Below are 25,175 nucleotides of genomic sequence, written 5' to 3'. Positions count from 1 at the left end.
GCGACGTCATCCGCCTCGCCCGCCACGCCCGCCACTACCTGGCGATCTTCGACAAAGGCAAAACCCTGGCGCTGTATACCACCAAACGCCTGGCCTCCCCCGCCCAACGAATCGTCCTGTACGCCAAAGACCGCGGCTGCACCGCACCCGGATGCACCGTGCCCGGCTACTACAGCGAAGTCCACCACGTCACCGACTACGCCCAATGCCACACCACCGACATCAACGACCTCACCTTCGCCTGCGGCTGCCAACACCGCATGCTCAACCCCGACGGCTGGACCACCCGCAAAAACACCAAAGGCGAAACCGAATGGATACCTCCACCCCACCTCGAACGCGGCCAACCCCGCACCAACACCTACTGGCACCCCGAAAAACTCCTCCACACCGGCGACGATGACGGGGAGGACGAGGAAGACGACAGTCCCGGGAAGGCCTGAAGGCCCCACGCACCGCTACAGCAGCTTCATCTGCTCCGACTGCTCTTCGACCGGCTCGAGCAGCTGCGGGCCGTTGTTGCGCACGCTGTTGACCAGCGTCGACACCTCGCGGATGCGGATGTCGCGCACGTCGGGCGCGCGGGTGAGCAGCTCCTCGTCGACCGGGGCGTCGGGGTTCAGCCAACGGTCCCAGTCGCGTTCGGGCACCGCCAGCGGCATCCGGTCGTGGATCTCGGCGAGTTCGCCGGGCGCGTCGGTGGTGATGATCGTGCAACTCAGCAGCGGCGCGGCGTCCTTTTGGTCCTTGGGCTTCCAGACCGACCACAAGCCCGCCATGAACAGCGGCTCGCCGTCCTCGCGGTACATGAAATACGGCGTCTTGCGCGACTTCTTGCCGTCGCGGTCGGCGTTGGCGCGCCATTCGTAGTAGCCGTCCATCGGGATCAGGCAACGCTTCGACTTGGCACTCGAGCGGAAGGCTGGCGAGCTGGTGACCTTGTCGGCGCGCGCGTTGATCAGCAGCGGGCCCTTGCCCTCGGGCGCCCCGTCGGGACCGGCCTTGGCCCACGGCGGGATCAGCCCCCACCGCATCAACCGGACGCGCCGCGTGGGGTCGTCCTCGGGCTCGCTGTGCCGGGTGACGACGGTCGCGATGGTCGCGGTCGGGGCCACGTTGTAGTTGGGCTCGCCCGCGCGTTCAGCGGCCCCGGTCGCCTCGTCGATCGCCTTGATCTTCTCGGCCAGCTTGGCCGGATCGGTCGTGACTGCAAACCGCCCACACATGCCTTCCATGGTGGCAGAGCCGGACGACAGGCGATGATGTACCGGTGACGACGTGGACGGCCCCCCAGGCGACCGCGCCCGTGCGCGCGACCGTGACCGTTCCCGGCTCGAAGTCGCAGACCAACCGGGCGCTGGTGCTTGCGGGGCTGGCGGCCGCCCAGGGGCAGGGCGACTCGACCATCGCCGGGGCGCTGCGCAGCCGCGACACCGACCTGATGATCGGGGCGCTGCGCACCCTGGGCCTGCGCGTCGACGGGCCCGGCTCCGAGCTGACGGTGGGCGGAGGGATCGCGCCGGCGCCGGACGCCACGGTGGATTGCGGCCTGGCGGGCACGGTGCTGCGGTTCGTTCCGCCGCTGGCGGCGCTGGCCGACGCGGTGGTCGAGTTCGACGGCGACGAGCAGGCCCGGACCCGGCCCATCGCGCCGCTGCTCGACGCCCTGCGCGGCCTCGGCGTGAAGATCGACGGCAGCGGCCTGCCGTTCCGGGTGCACGGTGGCGGGTCGGTGGCGGGCGGCACCGTGGCCATCGACGCCTCGGCGTCCTCGCAGTTCGTTTCCGGCCTGCTGCTGTCCGCGGCGTCGTTCACCGACGGCGTGACCGTCCAGCACACCGGGTCGACGGTGCCGTCCGCGCCGCACATCGCGATGACGATCGTGATGCTGCGCCAAGCCGGGGTCGACGTCGACGACTCGGTTCCCAACCGCTGGAAGGTGCGCGCCGGCGCGGTCGCGGCCCGGCACTGGGAGGTCGAACCCGATCTGACCAACGCCGTCCCGTTCCTGGCGGCGGCCGTGGTCAGCGGCGGAACGGTGCGCGTCACCGGCTGGCCGGCGACCAGCGTGCAACCCGCCGAGGACATCCTGGGCGTGCTGCGCACGATGAATGCCGTTGTGCGGCAAACCGATTCGTACCTCGAGGTGAGCGGGCCGGCCGCCGGCTACCAGGGATTCGGCGTCGACCTGCGCGCGGTCGGGGAGCTGACGCCGTCGGTGGCGGCGCTGGCGGCCTTGGCAACCCCCGGGTCGGTGTCCCGCCTGTCCGGCATCGCCCACCTGCGCGGCCACGAGACCGATCGGCTGGCCGCGCTGAGCGCCGAGATCAACCGCCTGGGCGGCGACTGCACCGAGACCCCCGACGGCCTGGTGATCACCGCGAAGCCGCTGCACGCCGGCACCTGGCGCGCCTACGCCGACCACCGGATGGCGATGGCCGGCGCGATCGTCGGGCTGCGGGTCCCCGGCGTAGAGGTGGACGACATCGGCTCCACCGGCAAGACGCTGCCGGAATTTCCGCGGTTGTGGGCCGACATGCTGGGGCCCGGCGTTTGAAGCCCGGCGACTACGACGAGTCCGACGTCAAGGTCCGCTCCGGCAGGGGCTCGCGACCGCGAACGAAGACCCGTCCGGAGCACGCCGACGCCGAGGCCGCCATGGTGGTCAGCGTCGACCGCGGGCGCTGGGGCTGCGTGCTGGGCGGCCGGCCCGATCGCCGGGTCACGGCCATGCGGGCGCGCGAGCTGGGCCGCACGCCGATCGTCGTCGGCGACGACGTCGACCTGGTCGGCGACCTGTCCGGCCGGACGGACACCCTGGCCCGCATCGTGCGCCGCGGCGAGCGCCGAACGGTGTTGCGGCGCACCGCCGATGACACCGACCCCACCGAGCGCGTCGTCGTCGCCAACGCCGACCAGCTGCTGATCGTCGTCGCGCTCGCCGACCCGCCGCCACGCACCGGGCTGGTGGACCGGGCGCTGATCGCCGCCTACGCCGGTGGCCTGACGCCCATACTGTGCCTGACCAAGACCGACCTCGCCCCGCCCGGGCCGTTCGCCGAGCAGTTCGTGGACCTGGACCTGACGGTGGTCGCCGCCGGCGTCGACGATCCGCTGCTGGCGGTGGCCGGGCTCATCGCCGGGAAGATCACGGTGCTGCTCGGGCATTCCGGCGTCGGCAAGTCAACACTGGTGAATCGCCTTGTGCCGGAAGCGGACCGGGCCGTCGGCGAGGTGACCGAGATCGGCCGGGGCCGGCACACCTCCACCCAGTCGGTCGCCCTCCCACTGGAAGGCTCGGGCTGGGTGATCGACACCCCGGGGATCCGCTCGTTCGGCCTGGCCCACATCCGACCCGACGACGTGCTGGACGCCTTCTCGGACCTGGCCGAGGCGATCGACGACTGCCCCCGCGGCTGCGGGCACATGGGGCCGCCGGCCGACCCCGAATGCGCGCTGGACACCCTGTCCGGACCGGCGGTGCGCCGCGTGGCCGCGGCCCGGCGGCTGCTCGCGGTGCTCAACCAGACTTAGCCAGGCGCATGCCCAGCTCACCCGGCGGCACCAGATGCCCCTCGGTGCAGCGGATTTCGACGCTCGCTTCGGCGCCGCAGCCCACGTGCGTGAGCCGCAGCCGGTTGCGGCCCGGCAGATGGCGCCGGCCCCACTCGAACATCGCCCAGACCACCGGCATGAAATCGACGCCGGCCTCGGTCAGCACGTACTCCTCGCGGCCGCGCTGGCCGGGCTCGCGGTAGGGCCGCCGCGCCAGCAGGCCGAGGTCGACCAGTTCGGCCAGCCGCGCCGACGTGGCCGCCTTGGTGATGCCGACCCGGCGGGCGAAGTCGTCGAACCGGGTGGTGCCGTAGTACGCCTCGCGCATGATCAGCATCGCGGACTTGGTGCCGACCACCGCCATGGTTTTCTCGATCGCGCATTCGCCGACGGCCGACCACTTCTCGCGGTCGGCTAGGGCGCCTTGCAGGAATGTCACGTAGATCACCTCCCGGTCTGGGTTGATTTTAGTGTACCTAGATGTTTACCTGGGTACAGCTAGTAATACCTAGCTTCGGACTCGAGGAGGAGCCATGGTTCAAGGTCGCGACGCCGTCATCGTCGGTGCGGTGCGCACCCCGATCGGCAAGGGCAAGGCCAGCGGCGCGCTGCACGACGTGCTGCCCGCCGACCTGCTGGCGCACAGCCTGCGCCAACTGGTGGCCCGCACCGGCGTGGACCCGGAGCGCGTCGACGACGTCATCGCCGGCGCGGTGACCCAGGTCGGCGACCAGGCCGCCAACATCGCGCGCAACGCGCTGCTGGGCGCCGGTTTCCCGGAATCGGTCCCGGGTGTCACCATCGACCGCCAGTGCGGCAGCAGCCAGCAGGCCATCAGCTTCGCCGCCCAGGGCGTGATCGCCGGCGCCTACGACCTCGTCATCGCGGGGGGCGTCGAGTCGATGAGCCGCGTCCCGATGGGATCCCAGGTGTTCGCCGGCAGCAACCCGATGGGCGGGGACATGGCCCTGCGCTACCCCGACGGGCTTGTCCCGCAGGGCATCAGCGCCGAGCTGATCGCCGCGAAGTGGGGCTTCTCGCGCACCCAGCTCGACGAGTTCTCCGCCGGCAGCCACGACAAGGCCGCCCGCGCCACCAAGGACGGGCTCTTCGACAACGAGCTGATCCCGATCGCCGGGCTGTCCACCGACGAGATCATCCGGCCCGGCACCACGGTAGAGACGCTGGCCGCGTTGCAGCCGGCGTTCTACAGCGACGCGATGAAAGAGCGCTTCCCGCAGATCAATTGGGAGATCACGCCCGGTAACTCGTCGCCGCTGTCCGACGGCAGCGCCGCGGTGCTGATCACCACCAGCGACGTCGCCAAGATGCTGGGCCTGCGCCCGCTCGCGCGGATCCACACCACGACCGTCGTCGGCTCCGACCCGCTGTACATGCTGACCGGCGTCATCCCGGCCACCGAAAAGGTCTTGCAGCGCGCCGGGCTGACGCTGGCCGACATCGACCTGTTCGAGGTGAACGAGGCGTTCGCGCCCGTCGTCCTGGCCTGGGCGCAGGACACGGGGGCGGACCTGGCCAAGACCAACGTCAACGGCGGCGCCATCGCCATCGGCCACCCGCTGGGCGCCAGCGGCACGCGCCTGATGACCACGCTGGTCAACGCGCTCGAGCAACGCGGCGGACGCTATGGCCTGCAGACGATGTGCGAGGGCGGCGGCATGGCCAACGCCACCATCATCGAGCGGCTGGGTTAGGCCGGTGCCCGAGACCCGGTTCGACGGCGTGCGGGTGCGCTACGACAGCTCCAAGAGCTACGACGAGCTGCTCGCCGCGCTGCTAGCCGACATCGGCGACAAACCGGTGCCGATCAACGAGATCGCCAACAGGCACGACGACTGGGAGTCATACCGGCAAGAGGTCGAATCTTATGTCGGCCCAAGCGGATTCATGCTGTTCTCCCTGCTGGATCACGGCGGGTGGATCACCAAGGCCGGCATCGACCGCAAGGCGATGCGGGTGATCCTCGGCAACCCGCTGATCGCCATCACGATGCTGCGCCACGACGTGAGCGCCGGGCTGTTCGCGCCGGTCGAGCTGCTTCTTACCAACGAGGGCGAGGGCAGCAGCCTGACCTACGTCAAGCCGTCGTCGCTGATGGTCGTCGAACCCAACGCCGAATTACGCAACGCGGCAGAACAACTCGACGCCAAGCTGGCGGCGTTGGCCGAAAGGGTGACCGGCCCGTAAGCGCGCGCGAACTACCCGAGACGAAAGACGTCATACGGCTGCGCCGTTGAGGAAGACCGAGACTACGGAGTCTGCGGCTTGTTCGGGTGTCAGCTTTCCGGTGATTGTCAGCACCAGGGCGCGCCCGATCAGAGCGTCATACATTGCGAAAAGTGCACCCTCGGGCAGGTCGGCCCGCAGCTCGCCGTTGCGGATTCCCCGGTCGATCACCTCACGCACCGGCGGGTCGAAACCGACGGAATGCTCGACGCCGCTCGGCGGCTAGGTGTCTCGCTGCTCGCCTACTCATCGCGACGCCAGGGAATCTTGACCGGCAAGTATCACGCCGACCACGGCCTGATAAAAGGGGTACATCCGTTGCGGCGCAAGGTCATGGGTCTCACCCCGGCAGCGCTCGATCGGTCGCAGCCGTTGATCAACGCCATGCGCGTCATCGCCGCCGAGCACAATGCGACCGTAGGTCAGATCGTGAGGGTGCTCCTCAAAGGTCGGTGGTTCGCGGCGGAACCGACCGCGATCACCGACACCGATCGGAAATGCGATCTCCTTGCCGAGTTCGTCAGACGCAACGGGTCGAAAGCCGCCAGGGGACTGATGATTGGGCTGCCAGGCGACCGGCAACCGAACCGTCAAGAGCTGCTCGCTGCCGCGTCCAAGACGACCATGGTGCGCTTCGCGCTGGCCCCCAAGAGCTGACCTGAAGACGCTGACGAACGGCTTTCAACGCGCAAGCATCTCGCGGACGTAGGGCAGCGTCGTCGACAAGTAGTACTGGTGGCCGGTCTCGAGGTCATGTTCCCACTGGCGATAAACCGCGTCGGGAAACTCGGCGATCCAGAAGCTGTCCGGTATCGCGTCCGGCTCATCCGCTACGCGACCGAGCCTGACGTCAGCGGTGATAGCGCCTTCGCCTTCTTCGTGAGACATCCGCGCGAGAATGCGGCCGTAACCGTCCACGATCTGAGCCTCGCCCAGGTAGCGAGACGGGTAGCACTCGCCCGTTTCAGGCCACGTCTGTCCGACAAAACGTCCCGCGTGCGCGGCGTGAACCACCGGCACCCCAAGCATTCTCGCGAATCGGCTCGGCGCGGCTTTCATGATTTCAAGGCCGAACTCGGCAGAAGGGCCATCCGACTGCCCGCTGTCCTTTCCGCCCCACCATCCCGAGCCGCCCACCACGATGTCGACCCTTTCCCTTAACCGCGCAGCCGTCCTGGATCGGATGAACTCCCAACACAGCGCCGCGCCTATGGTGCCGTAGGGGGTGCGCAGAACGCCGTCATCGTCGCCTCCGATGTAGTAGCAGTTCTCCCAGAACGTCGGGTCGTCCTTGTCGTGCCGAAGGGTGCTGCCGTCCGGTAGCGCCAGAACAAAGGTGTTATAGACGTGGCCGTCGCGCCACGCCAGAAACGAGCCGCCGACAATGGCGTTGCCTTCGCGCGCCAAGTCCAGGAGCAACTGCGCCGGCGATCCGTCGATCGCCCGAGTCATCGACGCCATGCGGGGGAAAAACGCATTACCGGAGGCAAATAGCTCCGGCAGGATGACCAGTTTTGCGCCGCGTTCGAAAGCGACCCGCACGAGGCGTTTCGCCATCACCAGGTTGGCGTCGACATTCCCCAATTCGGCGACCATCTGAATCGCCGCGGCACGAATCGTCGGCGAGGGGGCGGCCGCGTTGTTAGACATCGCCCGGATGTTACCCGCCCCGCGAGTCACCGACCAGGCAAAAGAGCTGCCGTACGGGCCCGCATCGCAGGAGCGCCACATCACCGGGAATGCCAGCCGGGCGTCAAGGTTCAGCCCGAACCACCAAGCGCGACAGGGGCGCTCGCGCCAAATTAACGAGCCGAACTGCCTCTTACGGTGTGCCCTGCCAATGTTTGGCAAGCGGTGTGCCGGAATACTTTTCGAGCATCAGACGGGAGAAGGAAAGCAACGCACTGCGGGGCCGGTGGTTCACCACGACGTGGCGCGTCTGGCCCGCGCCGTTGAAGGTGACCCAGACGACGACGTTGGTTTGCACGCCGCGGATCTCGCACGTGTAGTCCTCGACGAAGCCATAGTCGCCAGCGGGCCCGGCGAAGTTGAACACCTGGTTGTCGTACACCTCGCGGGCGGTCACCACGATGGAGCGAACGTCTTCCGCGCCGTGGGCGCTGCCGTCCATTGCCGCGGCTTCCAAGGTGACGTCCCCGGCGAGGTTGTCCAGCCACACCGGGTAATAGGGCTTGCCCATATAGGTCACGGTGCGCCTCCCTCGAAATCCGGTCAGCCGGCCGGGCGCTGCGTTTTGCTCAGTCGAACTTGCTGGAGTATTGCGGGCAGTAGACCCCGGTCGCCGCGCCCATGATCTTGGCCAGCGAGGTGTCCTGCAACTGCGGGAGCCCCTGTTTCGCATCGGCGAAGGTCTGCTCGAACGTGAACCCGTGCGACCAGTCCGTGCAAACGGCGTGCCCGATCTGGACCATCGTCTGGTCGGCGGTGCTCGGCCAGGTGATTCCCTTGTCCTTGAGCGTTTGCAGGTACGCGTCATCCATCGAGTCGGCACTCGCGATCGGGGCGGCCAAGACTGCGATACCGCCCAGAACGGCGGCGAGCGGTGCGGTCAGGCGTGCGGTCTTCGTCATTTGCTGACTCCTCAGTCTGGGCGGCAGCAGTTAGATTAGCCGGATCCTGCCGGCTAGCAAATCGAAACGGATCAGAGCCAGCCGGTGCGGGCGGCGGCGACCGGCTCGGCGGGGGCGGGGGCCAACGTCCCGTCCCGCACGCCGTCGAGCATCCGCTTCACCGCGCCGACGATCTCCGGGGCCGCCGCGACGAGTCCGGTCAGGTCGGCGTCGCTGACCTCATCCAGGGCGACGCCCGCCCGCTCCAGCACGGCGGCCGGGGCGGCCAGCTGGCCGGCCAGCCACGCCACCGGCTCGGCGGACAGCTCGGGGACGAAGTGCCGGCGACCCGGCTCCCAGCCGTCGAATCGGGGATGGTGATGCGCCCGGTCCAGCGTCCCGGGCGGGCTCTCGGTGGACCCGAACAGGTCCACCCGCCACACCGGGCGGGTGAAGGCGATCGGGATGCCGGCGTAGATCGATCCCTGGGGCTCGGCCCGATCGATCATGCGCAGTTCCAGCCGGACGCCCCGTTCCGGGGTCTCCTGTCCTTTGTTGGGAGTGGGGTCGACGAAATACATGTCCCCGACGACCACACCGAGGTTTTCGAATCCGAACGCTGCGAGCATCGCGTGCCTCTCCTATCCCGCGTCGGGGTCCCGCATCGAGCCTAGGACCCCAAGCGTCAGGCGGCCAGGCCGTCGCGGTACCCCTGCTTCGCCTGCTTCTTGGCGCGCCGCCAATCCCGCACGGTGGCGATGGCGGTCTTCAGGCCGCGCCGGCGTCCGGTCGCCGGATCGGTGCCGGCGAAACCGGGCTCCAATTCGGCGAACATCCGCTCGCTGCGCGTCTCCGGCGCGTTGTCGGCGTCGTCGCGCAGGTACTTGTTCGGCAGCGACAGCTTGGCCAGCGTGCGCCACGTCTTGCCGTACTGCACCAGGAAAGAGCCCGTGGTGTAAGGCAAGTCGTACTTGTCGCAGAGCGCGCGCACCCGGACCGAGATCTCGTGCAGCCGGTTGCTCGGCAGATCCGGATACAGGTGGTGCTCGATCTGATGGCACAGATTCCCGCTCATGAACCGCAGCGCCGGGCCGGCCTCGAAGTTGGCGCTGCCCAGCATCTGGCGCAGGTACCACTGGCCCTTGGTCTCGCCGATCATGTCGGTCTTGGTGAATTTCTCTGCGCCGTCGGGAAAGTGGCCGCAGAAGATCACCGCGTTGGCCCACACGTTGCGAAGGACGTTGGCGACCGCGTTGGCCGTCAGCGTCGAGCGATAGGTCGCGCCGGGCGACAGGGCGGTCAGCGCCGGGAATGCGACGTAGTCCTTGACGACCTGCCGGCCGGCCTTGGCCAGGAACTCGTCGATGCGCTGGCGGGCGTCGTCATTGTCCATCCGCTTCTTGACGATCTTGCCGAGCTCCACGTGCTGCAGTCCGACGCCCCATTCGAAGAGGAGCGCGAGCATCGTGTTGTAGACCAGGTTGAAGATGTTGAAGCGCTTCCAGCGCTGATCGCGGGTGACGCGCAGCAGGCCGTAGCCGACGTCGTCGTCCATCCCCAGGATGTTGGTGTACTTGTGGTGCACGAAGTTGTGGGTGTAGCGCCAGTGTTTGGACGACCCGCTCATGTCCCACTCCCACGTCGAGGAGTGGATCTCCGGGTCGTTCATCCAGTCCCACTGGCCGTGCATGACGTTGTGGCCGATCTCCATGTTCTCGACGATCTTGGCCACTGCCAGCGTGACGGTGCCGGCCCACCACGCCGAGCGGCGCGAGCTCGCGGCCAGCAGCAGCCGCCCGGCCACCTCCAGCGCGCGCTGCGCGGCGATGGTGCGGCGGATGTAGCGGGCGTCGCGCGCCCCGCGAGAGTCCTCAATGTCCTGGCGGATGGCGTCCAGCTCCACGCCCAGGTTTTCGATGTCAGCGTCCGTCAGATGGGCGAATACGTCGACGTCTGTGATTGCCACTCGTCGTCATCTCCCTACGGTCCTCTTGTATCGGTCAATACCTACGCTATCGTAACCTACGAGCGCGTAGGTTACCTGTGAGTAGCCTTTAGATGTCGAGCACACAATCGCCGGAGGCGGCCGACACACAGGTCTGGATCCGCGTCCCGGGCTCGTGTTCGGCGCCGGTCCGCAGATCGCGGACGTGGCCATCCACCAGGCTTACCACGCAGGACTGGCAGATCCCCATCCGGCAGCCGAAGGGCATCTGCACACCGGCGCCTTCGCCGGCATCCATCAACGACGTCGCCGCGTCGGCCGCGACGGCACGCCCGCTGCGCGCGAACGTGACGGTTCCGCCGGCGCCGGCGGGCGCGGCCTTGGCCACCGCGAACCGCTCCAGGTGCAGCCGGTCGCCGATGCCCGCCGACGACCACACCTTCTGCGCCTGGTTGAGCATGCCCTCCGGCCCGCACGCCCAGGTCTGACGCTCGCGCCAGTCCGGAACCTGCTGGTCCAGCGCGGCCAGGTCGAGCCGGCCCTGCGTGCGGGTCTCCCGCACCTGCAGGCGGTAGCCCGGCTGGTCAGCGGCCAGCGCGGCCAGCTCGGCGCGGAACATCACGCCGGATTCGGTGGGCGCCGAATGCAGGTGCATGACGTCGCCAATCTGGTTGCGGCGCACCAACGTCCGCAGCATCGACATCACCGGCGTGATGCCCGACCCGGCGGTCAGGAACAGGATCGACGGCGGCGCGGGGTCCGGCAGGACGAAGTTGCCCTGCGGCGCGGCCAGCCGCACGATGGTCCCGGGCTCGACGCCGGCCACCAGGTGGGTGGACAGGAACCCCTCGGGCATCGCCTTGACGGTGATGGTCACCGTGCGCGGCGAGCCGGACGTCTCGGCCGGGCTCGAGGTCAGCGAATACGACCGCCACCGCCAGCGCCCGTCGACCAGCAGCCCGATGCCGATGTACTGGCCGGGCTGGTAGTCGAAGCTGAACCCCCAGCCCGGTTTGATCACCAGGGTCGCGGAATCCTCGGTCTCCCGGCGGACATCGAGGACGCGGCCCCGCAATTCGCGCGCGGACCACAGCGGGTTGGCCAGGTGCAGGTAGTCGTCGGGCAACAGCGGGGTGGTGATGCGCGCGGCGAGCTTGCGCAGCGCGTGCCAGCCGGGATGGCGCTCGGCGCCGGCCACAACGGGTCGCTTGGTGTCGACGACGTTGCCCCTGATCGATGGGTTACGTCTGCCCAGCGGAAGCTCCTGCTCACTAGCCGGCGTCTGGCTTACGCCCACCATTGTCGCCGATTCGGTGCGCTTCACGAAACCTACGGTACCGTAACCTACGGTGTCGTAGCTAGCCGAAATTCGTCACATCCGGGGTCACAGCAGCTCAAGCAGGAACGGCAATTCCTGGGTCGCGTACCACGCGAGGTCGTGGTCCAGCGCGTCGCCGACGATCAGCTCGGCGTCCTCGTCGCCCAGGTCCGCGGCGTCGATGATCTCGATGGCCCGGGTGACGTCGGGCTCGGCGGCGGCGTTGTCGACGTAGGCGGCGACCACCCGGTCCATGGTGACGGGCGCGCCGAGCCGGACGACGGCGTCGTCGAGATCGGGCCGGTACTTGGCGTCGGCGACCTCCGCGGCCAGCACCGCGCGCCGGGGCGGCAGACCCGTGCCCGCTCCCCCGGCGTCCTGGGCCGCGAGCAGCCGCAGCGACGCCAGCGCCGCCTCGCGCAGCGCCACGTCGGCGAGCTCGTCGTCGTCGCCCTCCGCGTAGGCCTCGCGCAACGTCGGCGTCACCGCGAACGCGGTGCCGTTGACCGGCCACACGGAGCCGTCGGCGACGAGCCGCTGCAGCATCTCCAGCGTGGCCGGGATGTAGACCTGGATCATGGGCTCCCGACCAAGGTGGCCGCGTAGTCGTCGACGTAGTTCGACAGCTCGCGCGGCGGGCGCTGATAGTTCTCGGCCACCACCGGCTCCTTGGGCAGCTTGACCTTCGGCCGGCCCACGTCGTAGTACTCGATCGTCGACAGCAGATGCGCCATCATGTTCAGCCGCGCGTGCTTCTTGATGTCGGATTCCACTATGTACCAAGGGCTTACCGGGGTGTCGGTGTGCACCATCATCTCGTCCTTGGCGCGCGAGTAGTCCTCCCACCGATACAGCGACTCCATGTCCATGGGGCTGAGTTTCCATTGCCGGACAGGGTCATTCAGCCGCGCTTTGAACCGGTGCAGCTGCTCGGCCTCGGAGACGGAGAACCAATACTTGCGCAACATGATCCCGTCGTCGATCAGCATCTGCTCGAAGATGGGCGTTTGCCGCAGAAACAGCACATACTCCTGCGGCGTGCAGAATCCCATCACCCTTTCCACGCCGGCGCGGTTGTACCACGACCGGTCGAACAGCACGATTTCGCCTTTGGCGGGCAGGTGCGCGATGTAGCGCTGGTAGTACCACTGGCCGCGTTCGCGGTCGCTCGGCGCGGGCAACGCCGCGATCCGGGCGACGCGGGGGTTCAGGTATTCGGTGATCCGTTTGATCGTTCCGCCCTTGCCCGCCCCGTCCCGGCCCTCGAAAAGGATCACGATGCGCGCGCCGACGTGCCGCGCCCACTCCTGCAACTTCACGAATTCCGTTTGCAGCCGGAATATTTCGGTTTGGTAGACGTCGTCGGAGATTTTGTGCGCGGGCGCGGTGCTCGATTTCTTCCCGCCCGCCTTCGCCGACGCCCCGTCATTTGTCGCGGTGCTCACAAGAACGAATCATAGATCCACGCACCGATTTTCACCCCGGCTAATCAGCGGGAAGCTTCGAGAAGTTCCTCGAGGGATTGGCTCAACAGCCCGGGCAGCAGGTCGACGTCGCTCATCGCCTCACGGTCGGCGTTGATCCCGAAATAAAGCATGCCGTTATAGGACGTCACGCTGATCGCCAGCGCCTGGTTGTGCAGCAGCGGCGGGACGGCGTAGGTCTCCAGCAGCTTGGTGCCGGCGATGTACATCTGCGACTGGGCGCCCGGGGCGTTGGTGATCAAGAGGTTGAACGTCCGCTTGGAAAAGCTCGGGAATCCGGTGGCGACGCGGATGCCCATGGCGTGCAGGGTCGGTGGCGCGAATCCCGACAGGGTGACGATGGTCCGGGCGTCGACCAGGCTGGCGGCGGTCGGGTTGGATTCGGTGGCGTGGGCGATCTGCGACAGCCGCACCACCGGGTTGGCCTCTCCCACCGGCAGATCCACCAGGAACGGGGTGACCTGACTGATCGTCTGGCCCGGGCCGGTCGAGTCGAGGCCGTCGTCGGCGTAGATCGACAGCGGCGCCATCGCGCGGACCGTCGCGGTCGGCGACACCGCCACCCCGCGCGACAGCAGCCAGTTGCCCAGCGCGCCGGCCACAACGGCCAGCACCACGTCGTTGATGTCGCAGTCGTAGCGCGCGCGCACGGCGCGGTAGTCCTCGAGGGTGCCGCGGGCGACCGTGAACCTGCGGTGCCGGGAGACGGTCGCGTTGAGCGGGCTGCTGGGCGCGGTGCCCCGCGCCACGGCGCGCGCGATGTCGACGGCGCGACGGCCCGCTTCGAGCAACTCGCCGTAGTTCGTCACCAATCCGGCCACCGCGGACCCGACGGCCTGCAGCTGCGTGCCCGGCCCGGCCATCCAGTCGCCGATCGCGCCCAGCATCAGCCGGGTGTTGCCGGGGTCGCGTTCCGGTATCCAGATGTCTTCGGGGAACGGCGGAGGGCGGCGCGTCCGGTCGGCGATGACGTGGCCGATCTCCAGCGCCGTCATGCCGTTGATCAGCGCCTGGTGGGACTTGGTGTACAGCGCGATCCGGTTCTTGGCCAGGCCTTCGACCAGGTACATCTCCCACAGCGGCCGCGACTTGTCCAGCGGCCGCGCGGCCAGCCGCGCGATCAGCTCGTGCAGCTGCTCGTCGCTGCCCGGGGACGGAAGCGCCGAGCGCCGCACGTGATAGGTGATGTCGAAGTCGTTGTCGTCGAGCCACACCGGCCTGGCCGTGCCGATCGGCACCCGCCGAACCTTCTGCCGGTAACGCGGAATCTGCGGCAGCCGCTGTTCGACGGTGGCCAGCAGCGTCTCGTAGCTCAACCCCGCGCGCGGCCGCTGCAGGATGGACAGCGACCCCACGTACATGGGGGTGGCCGAGTTCTCCAGCCGATAGAAGGACGCGTCCGCCGGGGACAACCGGGTCACCATTACGGCGCGTCCCTCCTGGTCAATTCGGCCTCGGTTCCTTGGGTGAACGGATGTACCCGCCAACGGTAATCGAGCGCATACGCGCCGGCCCGACCTGTGCCATGATGACCACTTACCAGCCCCGTCTGCCACTCTCCAGCAGGCACCCGATCCGTGGGAGAGTGCGCGTTGACCGTTTTCGCCGTGACGCCCGTCGTCGACTACGAGCCGCCCAGGCGCGACGTCCCCCAGTGCCGGCAGCCGCCCCAGGTGACGCCGCGCCGCCGCGCCCGTGCGCCCCGCCGGCCCCTCGCCGGGCAGCCGGCCGGGCCGCCGAACCCGTCCGCGCCCATGCGGCAGGCGGCCGCCTTCGCCGACGCCGCGCTGCGCCGGGTGCTCGAGGTCGTCGACCGCCGCCGTCCCGCCGCGCAGCTGCGCCCGATGCTGGCGCCCGGGCTGGTGGACTCCGTGGTCGCGATCGGCGGCTCGGCGGCCGCCCGCCCGCGCGGGCGCGACGGCGCGGCGGTGCTGCGCCGGATGCGGCTGCAACCCTCCGGGCGCCCCGACCCGGAGGCCGCGGCCGAGGTGTTCGGGTCCTACAGCCGCGGCGACCGGATCCACGCCATCGCCTGTCGCGTGGAGCGGGTACCGTCCGGCGCCGGGACGCGCTGGCTGATGGTGGCCCTGCACATCGGTTAGGTGGCCGCGCGGCCGCCGGAGTACCGCGCCAGGACCGGCCCCATGATCGCCATGACGAACACGTACGACGTCGCCAGCGCGGCGACGGCCGGGATCGAGGTGCCGACCAGGCCGATGATGATCAGCGAGAACTCGCCCCTGGCGATGAGCGCGGCGCCCGCGCGCAGCTGCCCGCGCCGCGCCACGCCGTCGCGCCGGGCGGCGAGCATCCCGGTGGCCACCTTGGTCCCCGCGGTGACGGCCGCCAGCACCAGCGCCGCCGGGAGCATCGGCAGGAGCTCGTGCGGGTCGACCGACAGGCCGATCGCCAGGAAGAAGATCGCTGCGAACAGGTCGCGCAACGGGCCGAGCACCCGGCGGGCCCGGTCGGCCGTCGCACCGGTCAGGGTCAGGCCCACCAGGAAGGCGCCGACGGCGGCCGACGCGTGCAGGACCTCCGCCACCGCGGCCACCATCAGGGTGATGCCCAAGACCCTGAGCAACAGCTGCTCGGAATCGGGGTGTTCGACCAGCCGGCCGACGTGGTGCCCCCACCGGTAGGAGGCGGCGAACGCGGCCAGCAGCGCGCCCACCGCGGCGGCCATGCCGACGACGGCGTGCACCCAGCCCCCGCCCGACGCCAGCACCGCGAACAGCGGCAGGTACGCCGCCATCGCGAAATCCTCGAGAACCAGGACCGAGAGCACCGCCGGCGTTTCCCGGTTGCCGAGCCGGCCCAAGTCGACCAGCACGCGCGCGATGACGCCCGACGACGAGATGTAGGTGACCCCGGCCAGGGCCAGGATCGCGACGCCGTCCAGCCCCAGCAGCCAGCCGGCCACCGCGCCGGGGGTGGCGTTGAGGACGATGTCCACTGCGGCGGACGGCAGGTGGTGTCGCAGGCTGCTGGCGAATTCGGTCGCCGAGAATTCCAGGCCCAGGGTGAGCAGCAACAGGACGATGCCGATGGGCGCGGCCGTCTCGATGAACTCGCCGGCCGCGGCGACGGGCAGCAGGCCGCCCTTGCCCAGCGAGAGGCCGGCCAACAGGTAGACCGGTATGGGGGACAGCGCGAAACGCCTTGCCAGGGCGCCCAATACGGCCAGCGTGGCCAGGAGGGCGCCGAGTTGAAACAGTAGCGCCCCCGAAACCTGCATCGGCTCAGCCCTTATCGATGATCCGCTCGACACCGGCGATGCCGTCTTCGGTGCCGATCACGATCAAAACGTCTCGCGCGTGCAACATTTCGGCCGGGCCGGGCGAGGCGAGCACCTGCTCGTTGCGCACGATGGCGACGATCGACGCCCCGGTGCGGGTCCGGGCGCGCGTGTCACCCAGCGGGTGGTCCACGAACGGGCTGCCGGCCACGATGCGCACCTGCCCGGTCTCGATGCCCGGCAGCCCTTTGGAGAGCTCGGTGAACCGCTCGGCGATGCGCGGCGCGCCCAGGATCTGGGCCACCGCCTCGGCCTCGGCGTCGGTCAGGTGCAGCACCGGTCTGGCCTGGTCGGGATCGTCGGGGCCGTACAGGACGACGTCGAAATCGCCGCCGCGGCGCGCGATGATCCCGATCCGGTCACCGGTGTGGCTGGTGAATTCGTATCGAAGACCGACGCCGGGCAGCAACACCTCCTTGACATCCATGCCGTCCATCCTTCCAGCCGGACGGCGCCCCCCGTTTACTTCAGGCCGAACTCATCGGCGGAAGACCAGCCACCTCATCGCGCAGTACATGTACACCGCCTCGCAGACACCGGCCAGCATCCGCGACAGCTGGTATTGCAGCCCCATCGCGGTCAGCGCGCTGGACACGCCGAGGATCAGCGCCAGGTAGTTGACGACGACCACCACGACGTAGACGGCGACCTGCCGCCCGACCGGCGCGTGGGATCGGAAGTTGAAGGTGCGATTGAGCGCGTAGCTGAGCGCGAAGGCGCACGCGTAGGCGACCGTGACCGCGATCGGAACCGGAAGGCCGAGCCCGCCGCGCAGGCCCGTGAGGATCGCCAGGTCGACGCCGAAGGTGAGCCCGTTGATCACGCAGAAGCCGAGAAACGTGGGCGCGACCACCGATCCGAGCCCGAACGGAAGCCGATCGACGACCGCCTCGCACCCCCGGTGGAATCGGTCCACCCAGCGCGCTTGACCGACCTGCGACCCGGTTTGCACACGGGTACCGTGCCACGTTCAGGTATCCGCCGCGTGATCAGTTGGCCAACGCCGGGCAGAGCGTTTTAGCCAACCGATCGGCGCCGCCCCCGAGAGCTAGTGCTGGCCAAGCGCTTCCGCCGAGCGTCGGCGCGGCCGGGGCTTCAGCGGGACCAGCATGGGAACCTCGCGACGGTATTGGCGGTAGTCGTTGCCCAGCGCCGCGACGAGTCCGCGCTCTTCGATGTGCACGGCGGTCAGGATGTAGCCCGTCATGGCGATCGAGAACAGCAGATGCCCTGCCGTCATGGTGGGGGCCGCCCAGAACGAGATCAGGAACCCCAGCATGAGCGGGTGACGCACCAGACGATAGAACAAATGGGTGCGGAAATGCAGCTCGGTGTAAGGCTTTTGGCGCCACGCCAGATACACCTGCCTCAGCCCGAACAGGTCGAAGTGGTTGATCATGAACGTCGCGCCCAGCGCGATCAGCCAGCCCAGCCCGAACAACGCCCACAGCACCGCGCGCGCCGCCGGCTGCCGCACGTCCCAGACGACGTCCGGCATCGTTCGCCACTGCCAATAAAGCAGCAGCAGCGCGGCGCTCGACAGCACCACGTAGGTGCTGCGCTCTATCGACGGCGGCACGAATCGGGTCCACCACGCCTTGAACGCCGGCCGCGCCATAACGCTGTGCTGGAGTCCGAACGCCCCGACCAGCAACACGTTGACCAGAACCGCCTCGCCGATGGGCGCCGGGAGCCCGCGATCGACGGTGCGCGGCACCCACAGGTTCGCCACGAACCCAACGAGATACAAGAACGCGACGAGGAACAGCAGGTAAGCCACCGCGCCGTAAGCAACAGTCAAGTAACGCTTCATGGGCTCAGTGTCGACCGCATCGGCAGCCCGGCATATAGCTCATCTGCCTCATCTTTGCGCGGCGGCGCCCTAGTCATTTTTGACTAGTCCCGCCGCAACGAGTGTGCGGCTGGCCGCACGCTCGCAGCCGAACGTGCGGCCAGCCGCACGTTCGGCGCCGGGCTGGCGCCGGGCTAGCGGCGCTTGACCGACTTCGGCGGCTTGGCGCCGCGCCCCTGCTGCCGCGCGGCGGCGCGGCGCTCGCGGCGGCTGCCGCCGCCGGGCACACCGGCCGGCGTCTTCTGGGCGCCACCGCCGTTGCGCTGCACCTGCGCCGAGCCGTCCTCGGACGGCCCGGAATACGTGAGCGCGGGCGCCTCGTCGTCAATGCCCTTGGCGCGCAACACGCTCGGGGCCTCCTCGCGGGCCGCGGCGGGAGCTTCACCTTCGCCGTCGGGCTCTCCGGAGGGGGTGCCGCCCAATTCCGCCAACCCCTCGGGCGTCGCCTGCGGGGCGACCTGGGGAGCGGGCACCGCTTCGACGGTGACGTTGAACAGGAAGCCGACCGACTCCTCCTTCATGCCGTCGAGCATGGCCATGAACATGTCGTAGCCCTCGCGCTGGTACTCCACCAGCGGGTCGCGCTGCGCCATCGCACGCAGCCCGATGCCCTCCTTGAGGTAGTCCATCTCGTAGAGGTGCTCGCGCCACTTGCGGTCGATGACGTTGAGCAACACGTTGCGTTCCAGCTGGCGCATCGCGCCCTCGCCCGCGATTTCCTCGAGCTCCGCTTCCCTTGCGGCGTAAGCCTTTTCGGCGTCCTCGACCAGCGCCTCGAGCAGCTCGTCGCGGGTGAGGTCGTCCCGGTCGGAGTCGGCGTCGCGGTGCGTCAGCGTCTCGTGCGCGATGCCGACCGGGTACAGCGTCTTCAGCGCCGTCCACAGCGCCTCCAGGTCCCAGTCCTCGGCGTAGCCCTCGGCGGTCGCGCCGTCGACGTAGGCGGTGACCACGTCGCGGACCATGTCCAGCGCCTGCTCCTTGAGGTTCTCGCCCTCGAGGATGCGGCGGCGCTCGGCGTAGATCACCTTGCGCTGCTGGTTCATCACCTCGTCGTACTTGAGGACGTTCTTTCTGACCTCGAAGTTCTGCTGCTCGACCTGGGTCTGCGCGCTCTTGATGGCGCGGGTCACCATCTTGTTCTCGATCGGCACGTCGTCGGGCAGGTTCAGCCGGTTGAGCATCGCCTCCAGCGCGGCCCCGTTGAACCGGCGCATCAGCTCGTCGCTCAGCGACAGGTAGAACCGCGACTCCCCCGGGTCGCCCTGCCGGCCGGACCGGCCGCGCAGCTGGTTGTCGATGCGCCGCGACTCGTGGCGCTCGGTGCCCAGCACGTACAGGCCGCCGGCCTCGATCACCTCGGCGGCCTCCTTGCCGGCCTCCTCCTTGACCATGGCCAGCTCCTGGTGCCAGGCCGTCTCGTACTCCTCGGGCGTCTCCACCGGATCCAGGCCGCGCTCGCGCAGCCGCTGGTCGGTGAGGAAGTCCACGTTGCCGCCCAGCACGATGTCGGTGCCGCGGCCGGCCATGTTGGTGGCGACGGTGATGCCGCCGCGGCGGCCCGCGACGGCGATGATGCCCGCCTCCTGCTCGTGGTACTTGGCGTTGAGCACGTTGTGCGGGATGCGGCGCTTCTGGAACTGGCGCGACAGGTACTCCGAGCGCTCGACGCTGGTGGTGCCGATCAGGACCGGCTGGCCCTTTTCGTAGCGCTCCTCGACGTCGTCGACCACCGCGATGTACTTGGCCTCCTCGGTCTTGTAGATCAGGTCGGAGCAGTCGGTGCGGACCATCGGCTTGTTGGTCGGGATGGAGACCACGCCCAGCTTGTAAATCTCGTGCAGCTCGGCCGCCTCGGTCTGGGCGGTACCGGTCATGCCGGCCAGCTTGTCGTAGAGGCGGAAGTAGTTCTGCAGCGTGATGGTGGCCAGCGTCTGGTTCTCGGCCTTGATCTCGACGTGCTCCTTGGCCTCGATGGCCTGGTGCATGCCCTCGTTGTAGCGGCGGCCGATCAGCACGCGGCCGGTGAACTCGTCGACGATGAGCACCTCGCCGTCGCGGACGATGTAGTCCTTGTCGCGGTTGAACAGCTCCTTGGCCTTCAGCGCGTTGTTGAGGTAGCTGACCAGCGGCGAGTTGGCCGCCTCGTAGAGGTTGTCGATGCCGAGCTGGTCCTCGACGAACTCCACGCCCTTCTCGTGCACGCCGACGGTGCGCTTGCGCAGGTCGACCTCGTAGTGCACGTCCTTTTGCATCAGCGGCGCGATGCGGGCGAACTCGAGGTACCAGTTGGAGGCGCCGTCGGCCGGGCCGGAGATGATCAGCGGGGTGCGGGCCTCGTCGATCAGGATGGAGTCGACCTCGTCGACGATGGCGTAGCAGTGCCCGCGCTGCACCAGGTCGTCGAGCGAGTGCGCCATGTTGTCGCGCAGGTAGTCGAAGCCGAACTCGTTGTTGGTGCCGTAGGTGATGTCGGCGTTGTAGGCGACACGCCGCTCGTCGGGCGTCATCTGCGCCAGGATCACCCCGACCTGCAGACCCAGGAAGCGGTGCACCCGGCCCATCCATTCGCTGTCGCGTTTGGCCAGGTAGTCGTTGACGGTGACGATGTGGACGCCCTTGCCGGCCAGCGCGTTGAGGTAGGCCGGCAACACGCAGGTCAGCGTCTTGCCCTCACCGGTCTTCATCTCGGCGACGTTGCCCAGGTGCAGCGCCGCGGCGCCCATCACCTGCACGTCGAACGGGCGCTGGTCCAGGACCCGCCACGCGGCCTCGCGGGCCACGGCGAACGCCTCGGGCAGCAGGTCGTCGAGGGTCTCGCCGTCTTCGAGGCGCTTCTTGAACTCGTCGGTCTTTGCCCGTAGTTCGGCGTCTGTCAGCTTCTCGACGTCGTCGGACAGCGTGTTGACATAGTCGGCCACCTTCTTGAGGCGCTTGACCATGCGACCTTCGCCAAGGCGCAGCAGCTTATCCAGCACAGCTATATCCCCTGTTGATAGGAGTCTTCTTCTTCGTTAAACCGACCCCCATCGTAGGTGACGAGCCGCGGATGGCCGCCGCAGCGGCGATCGCAAGCGCGGCTACCGCCGGGCGCCGCGGATGGCCGCCGAACGTCAAGCCAGCCTGATCAGCCCGTAGTCGTAGGCGTGCCGGCGGTACACGACGGACGGCCGTTCGGTCTCCTTGTCGTAGAACAAAAAGAAGTTGTGCCCGACCAGCTCCATCTCGTAGAGCGCCTCGTCGACCGACATCGGCGTGGCCTGGTGCTCCTTGGTGCGCACCACCCGGCCCGGCTCGTGGTCTTCGTGGTCGAGACCCGCGCCGTCGTGTTGGTGCGGCTCGACGAGTTCGGCGTTGAAGGCCCTGGCGGGAAGCGGCGCCATCGCGGTGGCGGCGGCCAGCGACACCGGCGTCTTGTCGCCGTAGTGGACCTTGCGGCGGTCCTTGACGCGGCGCAGCCGGTTCTCCAGCTTGTCGACCGCGGACTCGAAGGCGGCGTAGAAGCTGTCGGCGCAGGCCTCCGCGCGGCTGACCGGCCCGCGCCCGCGGGCGGTGATTTCGACGCGCTGACAGGACTTGCGCTGCCGGCGGTTGGGCGCGTGTTTGAGCTCGACGTCGAAAAGATAGATGGAGCGATCGAATCGTTCGAGCCGGGCGAGTTTTTGCGAGACGTAGAAGCGGTAATGATCGGGGATTTCGACGTTGCGGCCTTTGAACACGACTTCGGCGTTGAGGGTCAGTTCGGCCGGCTCGCTACTTTCTGCCGGCTGTTGGTCGAGAATCTGACCGGAATCCACGGTAAGCCTTGACATACGTGTCAACTCGTTTCCTTTTCCACGTCGCACGCGGTGCGTGCCGGCTTTCTACTAGACGCGCCGACGGGGGGTTGGGAGCGGCTCCCTAAGGTCACCGCCGCAGGCTGCCCGCCGATGCAAGGTGCCGAAGGCTCACCCCCTCCACGTGTGGCGTACCAGCCCGGGAAATCGACGACTGCGTTGTGACCCGGGCCAAAAGATGTTCCTGAAGGTTGTTCTCGACGTTAGCTCGTGTTCGCCGTGGGATGCCACTGATTTCGCACAGCTGTTGCGAGTTCTTCACATCCTCTTGGCGGCCGCACAGATTCACGCGGCGGCGAGCGCCAGCACCGCGGCGACGCCGATCCCCGCGCCGCGCAGCATCCGCACCGATTCGCGCGCCGTCGCCCCGGTGGTGACGATGTCGTCGACGAGCACGACCTCCGTCCGCGGCGGCGCACCCCGCAGCACCACCCGGCCCGCGATGTTGCGCTCGCGGGCCGACGTGCCCAGGCCCACCGAGTCGCGGGCCAGCGCCTTCATCCGCAACGCCGGCGCGACGGCGATGCCCGGGTGCCCGGCCACCGCCGCCCGCGCCAGCCGCGCGACGGGGTCGCCGCCGCGCCGGCGCGCCGCCGAACGCCTCGTCGGCGCGGGCACGATCGTCAGCGGCGTCTCGACCATCCCCCACGTCAGCAGCCGGTGCACCCCGACGGCCAGCGCCCGGGCCAGCGGGGTCACCAGGTCGCCGCGCCCGTTCTCCTTCAGCGCCAGGATCGCCGCGCGGCGCGCGCCGGCGTAGCGGCCCAGCGCGAACACCGGCGCCTCGGGGTCGACGCGGGGGTTGATCACATGCGGCTCGTCGGGCCTGACGGCGAGCTCCGTCGCGCACGCGTCGCACCAGCGGGTCGACGGCGCCCCGCAGCCGCCGCATTCCAGCGGCAGGATCAGATCGAGCACACCGCGAGTGTCGCCGCAGGGGGTGACAGGCTCAGCCCGGCAGCACCGGCAACGCGCCCGGCGTCGACAACCCGGACACCTCCGACCAGCTCTGCTGGGTTTCGGGGGCCGACGCCGAATACTGCAGCACCCCGTCCGGGGCCGCGACGTACACGGCCGACGGGTTGGCCGCGACCGTCGTGACCGGCATCTGCAGGCCACGGGACGGCGCGTCGGAGTTCACCCCGTCGAGGTTGACGTAGGACACCGGATGGGTGGCGTCGGTGCGGGTCACCACGATGTCGTCGCCGGTGCGCCACGACAGCGAGACCACCGAGTTGCCCAGGCCGAAACCCAGCCGCCGCGGGTAGGTCAGCGCGTACTGCCCGGCCTGCGTCTGCTCCACACCGGCGAGGATCACCTGGCCGTTGATCACCATCGCGGCGCGCGTGCCGTCGCGGGACAGCTGCAGGTCGGTGATCGGCCCGGGAAAGCTGGAGGCCACCACCGCGGAATCCACCGGTATCCGCGCGGGCTGCCCCGACGCCGGTTCCTGGATCGCGCGCAGCACGTTGTTGTTGTCGACCACCACCCACACGGCGTCGTCCAGTGACCAGCTGGGGCGCGTCAGGGTGTGCCCGTCGGCGGCCTGGACCGCCTCGCCGCCGAGGTCGCCGATCCACAGCGACGCCGCCTGGTCCGGGGCGCCGCGGCGCAGCGTCACCACCGACGCCACCTGGCGCCCGCTGCGGGACAGCGCGGCGGCGGTCTGGTCGCCCACCCGCCCGAAGGCCCCGGGCACGGTGTTGGCGTGCTGCCCGTCCAACCCGACCAGCGACCCGTTGACCAGGGCGTGCAACCCGGCGCCGGCGCCGTCGGCCACGCCCGGGTCGGTGGCGGCGACGTCGGAGGTGGTCCAGCCGTCGGCGAACCTGTCGTCCAGCGGTGCGCCGTCGGCGTTGATCACGTACGGGCCCCTGATGTCGGCCCGGGCCAGCGTCCAAATGATCTGCGCCGCAAGCAATGCCCTGCTGTGCGGATCGGTGGTGGACAGCTTCTCCAGCTCGATGCGGGCGCCGCCGTAGCCCTTCCCGATGCCGTTCTTGCCGCCGTCGGCGCGGGTCACCGGTCCGCGCAGCCGCAGCGGCGGGGCGAGCAGGTTGCGCACGGTGTGGGCCATCTCGGGCCGCGGCCCGGCAAGCATCTTGGACACCAGCTCGGTGGCCAGCTGGTCGTGATCGGACACCGCGACGTAGCGGGGATCGGGCACCACCGTCTTGCCGGTCGGGTCGGCGAAGTACAACGTGTTGCGCTTGTAGGTGGACTGGAACTGCTGCCAGTCCAGGAAGACGCCGTTGGGCAGGCGGTCGATGCGCCAGCCGCCAGACGTCTTGACCAACTCGATCGGCCCGGGGTCCGGCAGCACGCCCTCGGCCGTTTCGAAAACCCCCACATCGGACAGCGAGCCCAGGATGTCGGCGCGCATGGTTGCCGAAACCCGTTCGGCGCCACGGGTTTCCACGAACACCACGTGGTCGATCAGCAGGGCGCTACCGGCGTCGTCCCACGCGTTGGACGCCGACTGCGTCAGGAATTGCCGGGCCGCCAGGTGCCGGTTCGCCGGATCGGCTGTGGCCTTGAGGAATTCGCGCAGCAACACGTCGGGGTCCATGCCCGGGGTCGGCTTGGGCAGGTTGGACGGCGCCGGCCGCTCGACGGTGCCGATCGCCTGCGGCGCCGAGGAGCTGGGCACCCCCGCGCAGCCGGCGAGGGCGAACGCCAGCGAGACAAGCGCGAGCAACCGCCGCATCAGACGCTCCGCTCGGCGTGCTCACGTGGGCGCGGCGCGTCCGGGCGCGGCGGCGCCGGCGGCTCCGGGATGGGCTTCAACGGCAGCGGGCTGGTGGTGACCTTGTGGCCGCGGACCAGGGGCAGCGTCAGCCGGAAGCAGGCGCCCTGGCCGGGCTCGCCCCACGCCTCCAGCCGGCCCTGGTGCAGCCGCGCGTCCTCGATGCTGATCGCCAGGCCCAGCCCGGTGCCGCCGGAGCGCCGCACCCGCGACGGGTCTGAGCGCCAGAACCGGCTGAACACCAGCTTCTCCTCGCCGGGCCGCAGCCCCACCCCATAGTCGCGGACGGTGACCGCGACGGTGTCCTCGTCGACGCCCATCCGGATC

28 protein-coding genes are annotated in these 25,175 nt (G+C 69.1%); 7 read left to right on the top strand and 21 right to left on the bottom strand.

Features of this window, described 5'->3' with window-relative positions; genetic code table 11:
* Positions 1-443, top strand: a 443-nt coding sequence (locus A5655_RS04530; protein ID WP_156764695.1) for an HNH endonuclease signature motif containing protein, incomplete at its 5' end; no start/stop codon positions are given.
* A 15-nt stretch (positions 444-458) separates the two neighbouring features.
* Here A5655_RS04530 and A5655_RS04525 read toward each other — a convergent pair.
* Positions 459-1,226: an SOS response-associated peptidase gene (locus tag A5655_RS04525; protein ID WP_067006002.1), complete on the bottom strand. Its 768-nt coding sequence runs from the start codon at positions 1,224-1,226 to the stop codon at positions 459-461.
* Between the two features lie 44 nt (positions 1,227-1,270).
* Between A5655_RS04525 and aroA the strand changes: the two genes are divergently transcribed.
* Together aroA and rsgA are read left to right on the top strand one after the other, a co-directional pair.
* Positions 1,271-2,557, top strand: coding sequence for a 3-phosphoshikimate 1-carboxyvinyltransferase (gene aroA, locus A5655_RS04520; RefSeq protein WP_067005992.1), 1,287 nt, complete (start codon positions 1,271-1,273; stop codon positions 2,555-2,557).
* Positions 2,554-3,534: a ribosome small subunit-dependent GTPase A gene (gene rsgA, locus A5655_RS04515; RefSeq protein WP_067005990.1), complete on the top strand. Its 981-nt coding sequence runs from the start codon at positions 2,554-2,556 to the stop codon at positions 3,532-3,534. Before aroA ends, rsgA begins: the two co-directional genes overlap by 4 nt.
* Here rsgA and A5655_RS04510 read toward each other — a convergent pair.
* Positions 3,521-3,994 carry a helix-turn-helix domain-containing protein gene (locus A5655_RS04510; protein WP_067006003.1) on the bottom strand — a complete coding sequence of 158 codons (474 nt, stop codon included), beginning with the start codon at positions 3,992-3,994 and terminating at the stop codon, positions 3,521-3,523. The two genes, rsgA and A5655_RS04510, sit on opposite strands and share 14 nt — an antisense overlap.
* Before the next feature lie 94 nt (positions 3,995-4,088).
* Between A5655_RS04510 and A5655_RS04505 the strand changes: the two genes are divergently transcribed.
* Together A5655_RS04505 and A5655_RS04500 are read left to right on the top strand one after the other, a co-directional pair.
* Positions 4,089-5,270 carry a thiolase family protein gene (locus A5655_RS04505; RefSeq protein ID WP_067005988.1) on the top strand — a complete coding sequence of 394 codons (1,182 nt, stop codon included), beginning with the start codon at positions 4,089-4,091 and terminating at the stop codon, positions 5,268-5,270.
* 4 nt (positions 5,271-5,274) lie between these two features.
* On the top strand, positions 5,275-5,763 hold the full coding sequence (locus tag A5655_RS04500) for a DUF302 domain-containing protein (RefSeq protein ID WP_067005986.1): 489 nt from the start codon (positions 5,275-5,277) through the stop codon (positions 5,761-5,763).
* Between the two features lie 30 nt (positions 5,764-5,793).
* On the opposite strand, the gene A5655_RS28510 is transcribed toward A5655_RS04500, so the two are convergent.
* Entirely contained in the window at positions 5,794-5,982 is a 189-nt protein-coding gene (locus A5655_RS28510) for a hypothetical protein (RefSeq protein ID WP_067005984.1), read from the bottom strand.
* Here A5655_RS28510 and A5655_RS04490 point away from each other — a divergent pair.
* Positions 5,902-6,459 carry an aldo/keto reductase gene (locus A5655_RS04490; protein ID WP_231999065.1) on the top strand — a complete coding sequence of 186 codons (558 nt, stop codon included), beginning with the start codon at positions 5,902-5,904 and terminating at the stop codon, positions 6,457-6,459. The genes A5655_RS28510 and A5655_RS04490 overlap by 81 nt on opposite strands.
* Before the next feature lie 24 nt (positions 6,460-6,483).
* On the opposite strand, the gene A5655_RS04485 is transcribed toward A5655_RS04490, so the two are convergent.
* The 9 genes from A5655_RS04485 to A5655_RS04445 all read right to left on the bottom strand — a co-directional run bounded on the left by A5655_RS04485 (position 6,484) and on the right by A5655_RS04445 (position 14,543).
* Positions 6,484-7,452, bottom strand: coding sequence for a carbon-nitrogen hydrolase family protein (locus tag A5655_RS04485; RefSeq protein ID WP_197508599.1), 969 nt, complete (start codon positions 7,450-7,452; stop codon positions 6,484-6,486).
* Positions 7,453-7,624: 172 nt separating this feature from the next.
* A complete protein-coding gene (locus tag A5655_RS04480) occupies positions 7,625-8,011 on the bottom strand; it encodes a hypothetical protein (protein WP_156764692.1) in 387 nt (128 codons plus the stop codon).
* Between the two features lie 49 nt (positions 8,012-8,060).
* A complete protein-coding gene (locus A5655_RS04475; RefSeq protein WP_082978469.1) occupies positions 8,061-8,393 on the bottom strand; it encodes a DUF732 domain-containing protein in 333 nt (110 codons plus the stop codon).
* Between the two features lie 71 nt (positions 8,394-8,464).
* A complete protein-coding gene (locus A5655_RS04470) occupies positions 8,465-9,001 on the bottom strand; it encodes a hypothetical protein (protein ID WP_067005978.1) in 537 nt (178 codons plus the stop codon).
* Positions 9,002-9,057: 56 nt separating this feature from the next.
* Positions 9,058-10,338, bottom strand: a complete 1,281-nt coding sequence (locus A5655_RS04465) for a fatty acid desaturase (RefSeq protein WP_067005976.1) — start codon at positions 10,336-10,338, stop codon at positions 9,058-9,060.
* 88 nt (positions 10,339-10,426) lie between these two features.
* On the bottom strand, positions 10,427-11,614 hold the full coding sequence (locus A5655_RS04460; RefSeq protein WP_369807168.1) for a ferredoxin reductase: 1,188 nt from the start codon (positions 11,612-11,614) through the stop codon (positions 10,427-10,429).
* An 87-nt stretch (positions 11,615-11,701) separates the two neighbouring features.
* Entirely contained in the window at positions 11,702-12,214 is a 513-nt protein-coding gene (locus tag A5655_RS04455; protein ID WP_067005974.1) for a hypothetical protein, read from the bottom strand.
* The gene (gene ppk2 / locus A5655_RS04450; protein WP_067005972.1) at positions 12,211-13,080 is read right to left on the bottom strand and encodes a polyphosphate kinase 2; all 870 of its coding nucleotides are present in this window, start codon (positions 13,078-13,080) and stop codon (positions 12,211-12,213) included. Before ppk2 ends, A5655_RS04455 begins: the two co-directional genes overlap by 4 nt.
* A 44-nt stretch (positions 13,081-13,124) precedes the next feature.
* On the bottom strand, positions 13,125-14,543 hold the full coding sequence (locus A5655_RS04445) for a wax ester/triacylglycerol synthase family O-acyltransferase (RefSeq protein WP_067005970.1): 1,419 nt from the start codon (positions 14,541-14,543) through the stop codon (positions 13,125-13,127).
* Between the two features lie 168 nt (positions 14,544-14,711).
* Here A5655_RS04445 and A5655_RS04440 point away from each other — a divergent pair, with 168 nt between their 5' ends.
* Positions 14,712-15,221: an Rv3235 family protein gene (locus tag A5655_RS04440; protein ID WP_082978470.1), complete on the top strand. Its 510-nt coding sequence runs from the start codon at positions 14,712-14,714 to the stop codon at positions 15,219-15,221.
* Here A5655_RS04440 and A5655_RS04435 read toward each other — a convergent pair.
* The 9 genes from A5655_RS04435 to A5655_RS04395 form a co-directional block, all read right to left on the bottom strand.
* Positions 15,218-16,357, bottom strand: coding sequence for a cation:proton antiporter (locus tag A5655_RS04435; RefSeq protein ID WP_067005967.1), 1,140 nt, complete (start codon positions 16,355-16,357; stop codon positions 15,218-15,220). The two genes, A5655_RS04440 and A5655_RS04435, sit on opposite strands and share 4 nt — an antisense overlap.
* 4 nt (positions 16,358-16,361) lie before the next feature.
* Positions 16,362-16,844 (bottom strand): cation:proton antiporter regulatory subunit, encoded by a 483-nt coding sequence (locus A5655_RS04430; RefSeq protein ID WP_067005994.1) that lies wholly within the window; start codon positions 16,842-16,844, stop codon positions 16,362-16,364.
* Between the two features lie 51 nt (positions 16,845-16,895).
* Positions 16,896-17,369: a GtrA family protein gene (locus tag A5655_RS04425; RefSeq protein ID WP_067005965.1), complete on the bottom strand. Its 474-nt coding sequence runs from the start codon at positions 17,367-17,369 to the stop codon at positions 16,896-16,898.
* A gap of 96 nt (positions 17,370-17,465) precedes the next feature.
* Positions 17,466-18,230, bottom strand: coding sequence for a methanethiol S-methyltransferase (mddA, locus tag A5655_RS04420; protein ID WP_067005963.1), 765 nt, complete (start codon positions 18,228-18,230; stop codon positions 17,466-17,468).
* 173 nt (positions 18,231-18,403) lie between these two features.
* Positions 18,404-21,244 carry a preprotein translocase subunit SecA gene (gene secA / locus A5655_RS04415; protein ID WP_067005961.1) on the bottom strand — a complete coding sequence of 947 codons (2,841 nt, stop codon included), beginning with the start codon at positions 21,242-21,244 and terminating at the stop codon, positions 18,404-18,406.
* A gap of 135 nt (positions 21,245-21,379) precedes the next feature.
* Entirely contained in the window at positions 21,380-22,063 is a 684-nt protein-coding gene (gene hpf, locus A5655_RS04410; protein WP_067005959.1) for a ribosome hibernation-promoting factor, HPF/YfiA family, read from the bottom strand.
* Between the two features lie 324 nt (positions 22,064-22,387).
* Positions 22,388-23,020, bottom strand: coding sequence for a ComF family protein (locus A5655_RS04405; protein ID WP_067005957.1), 633 nt, complete (start codon positions 23,018-23,020; stop codon positions 22,388-22,390).
* A gap of 31 nt (positions 23,021-23,051) precedes the next feature.
* On the bottom strand, positions 23,052-24,809 hold the full coding sequence (lpqB, locus tag A5655_RS04400) for an MtrAB system accessory lipoprotein LpqB (RefSeq protein ID WP_156764691.1): 1,758 nt from the start codon (positions 24,807-24,809) through the stop codon (positions 23,052-23,054).
* Positions 24,809-25,175: ATP-binding protein (locus A5655_RS04395; RefSeq protein WP_197508596.1), on the bottom strand; the 367-nt coding region annotated here is incomplete at its 5' end. The genes lpqB and A5655_RS04395, both read right to left, overlap by 1 nt.

Source organism: Mycobacterium sp. 1081908.1 (assembly GCF_001673535.1).
In the GTDB taxonomy this organism is placed as follows: Bacteria; Actinomycetota; Actinomycetes; order Mycobacteriales; family Mycobacteriaceae; genus Mycobacterium.
The sequence above is the reverse complement of the archived record's forward strand: the minus strand, read 5'-3'. Positions and strand labels throughout refer to the sequence as shown.

Coding starts and splice junctions, on each gene's coding strand:
- A5655_RS04525 (WP_067006002.1), bottom strand. CDS start 1,226: ATGTGTGGGCGGTTTGCAGTCACGACCGATCCGGCCAAGCTGGCCGAG.
- A5655_RS04505 (WP_067005988.1), top strand. CDS start 4,089: ATGGTTCAAGGTCGCGACGCCGTCATCGTCGGTGCGGTGCGCACCCCG.
- A5655_RS04485 (WP_197508599.1), bottom strand. CDS start 7,452: ATGTCTAACAACGCGGCCGCCCCCTCGCCGACGATTCGTGCCGCGGCG.
- A5655_RS04475 (WP_082978469.1), bottom strand. CDS start 8,393: ATGACGAAGACCGCACGCCTGACCGCACCGCTCGCCGCCGTTCTGGGC.
- A5655_RS04470 (WP_067005978.1), bottom strand. CDS start 9,001: ATGCTCGCAGCGTTCGGATTCGAAAACCTCGGTGTGGTCGTCGGGGAC.
- A5655_RS04455 (WP_067005974.1), bottom strand. CDS start 12,214: ATGATCCAGGTCTACATCCCGGCCACGCTGGAGATGCTGCAGCGGCTC.
- A5655_RS04445 (WP_067005970.1), bottom strand. CDS start 14,543: ATGGTGACCCGGTTGTCCCCGGCGGACGCGTCCTTCTATCGGCTGGAG.
- A5655_RS04435 (WP_067005967.1), bottom strand. CDS start 16,357: ATGCAGGTTTCGGGGGCGCTACTGTTTCAACTCGGCGCCCTCCTGGCC.
- A5655_RS04430 (WP_067005994.1), bottom strand. CDS start 16,844: ATGGATGTCAAGGAGGTGTTGCTGCCCGGCGTCGGTCTTCGATACGAA.
- mddA (WP_067005963.1), bottom strand. CDS start 18,230: ATGAAGCGTTACTTGACTGTTGCTTACGGCGCGGTGGCTTACCTGCTG.
- lpqB (WP_156764691.1), bottom strand. CDS start 24,809: ATGCGGCGGTTGCTCGCGCTTGTCTCGCTGGCGTTCGCCCTCGCCGGC.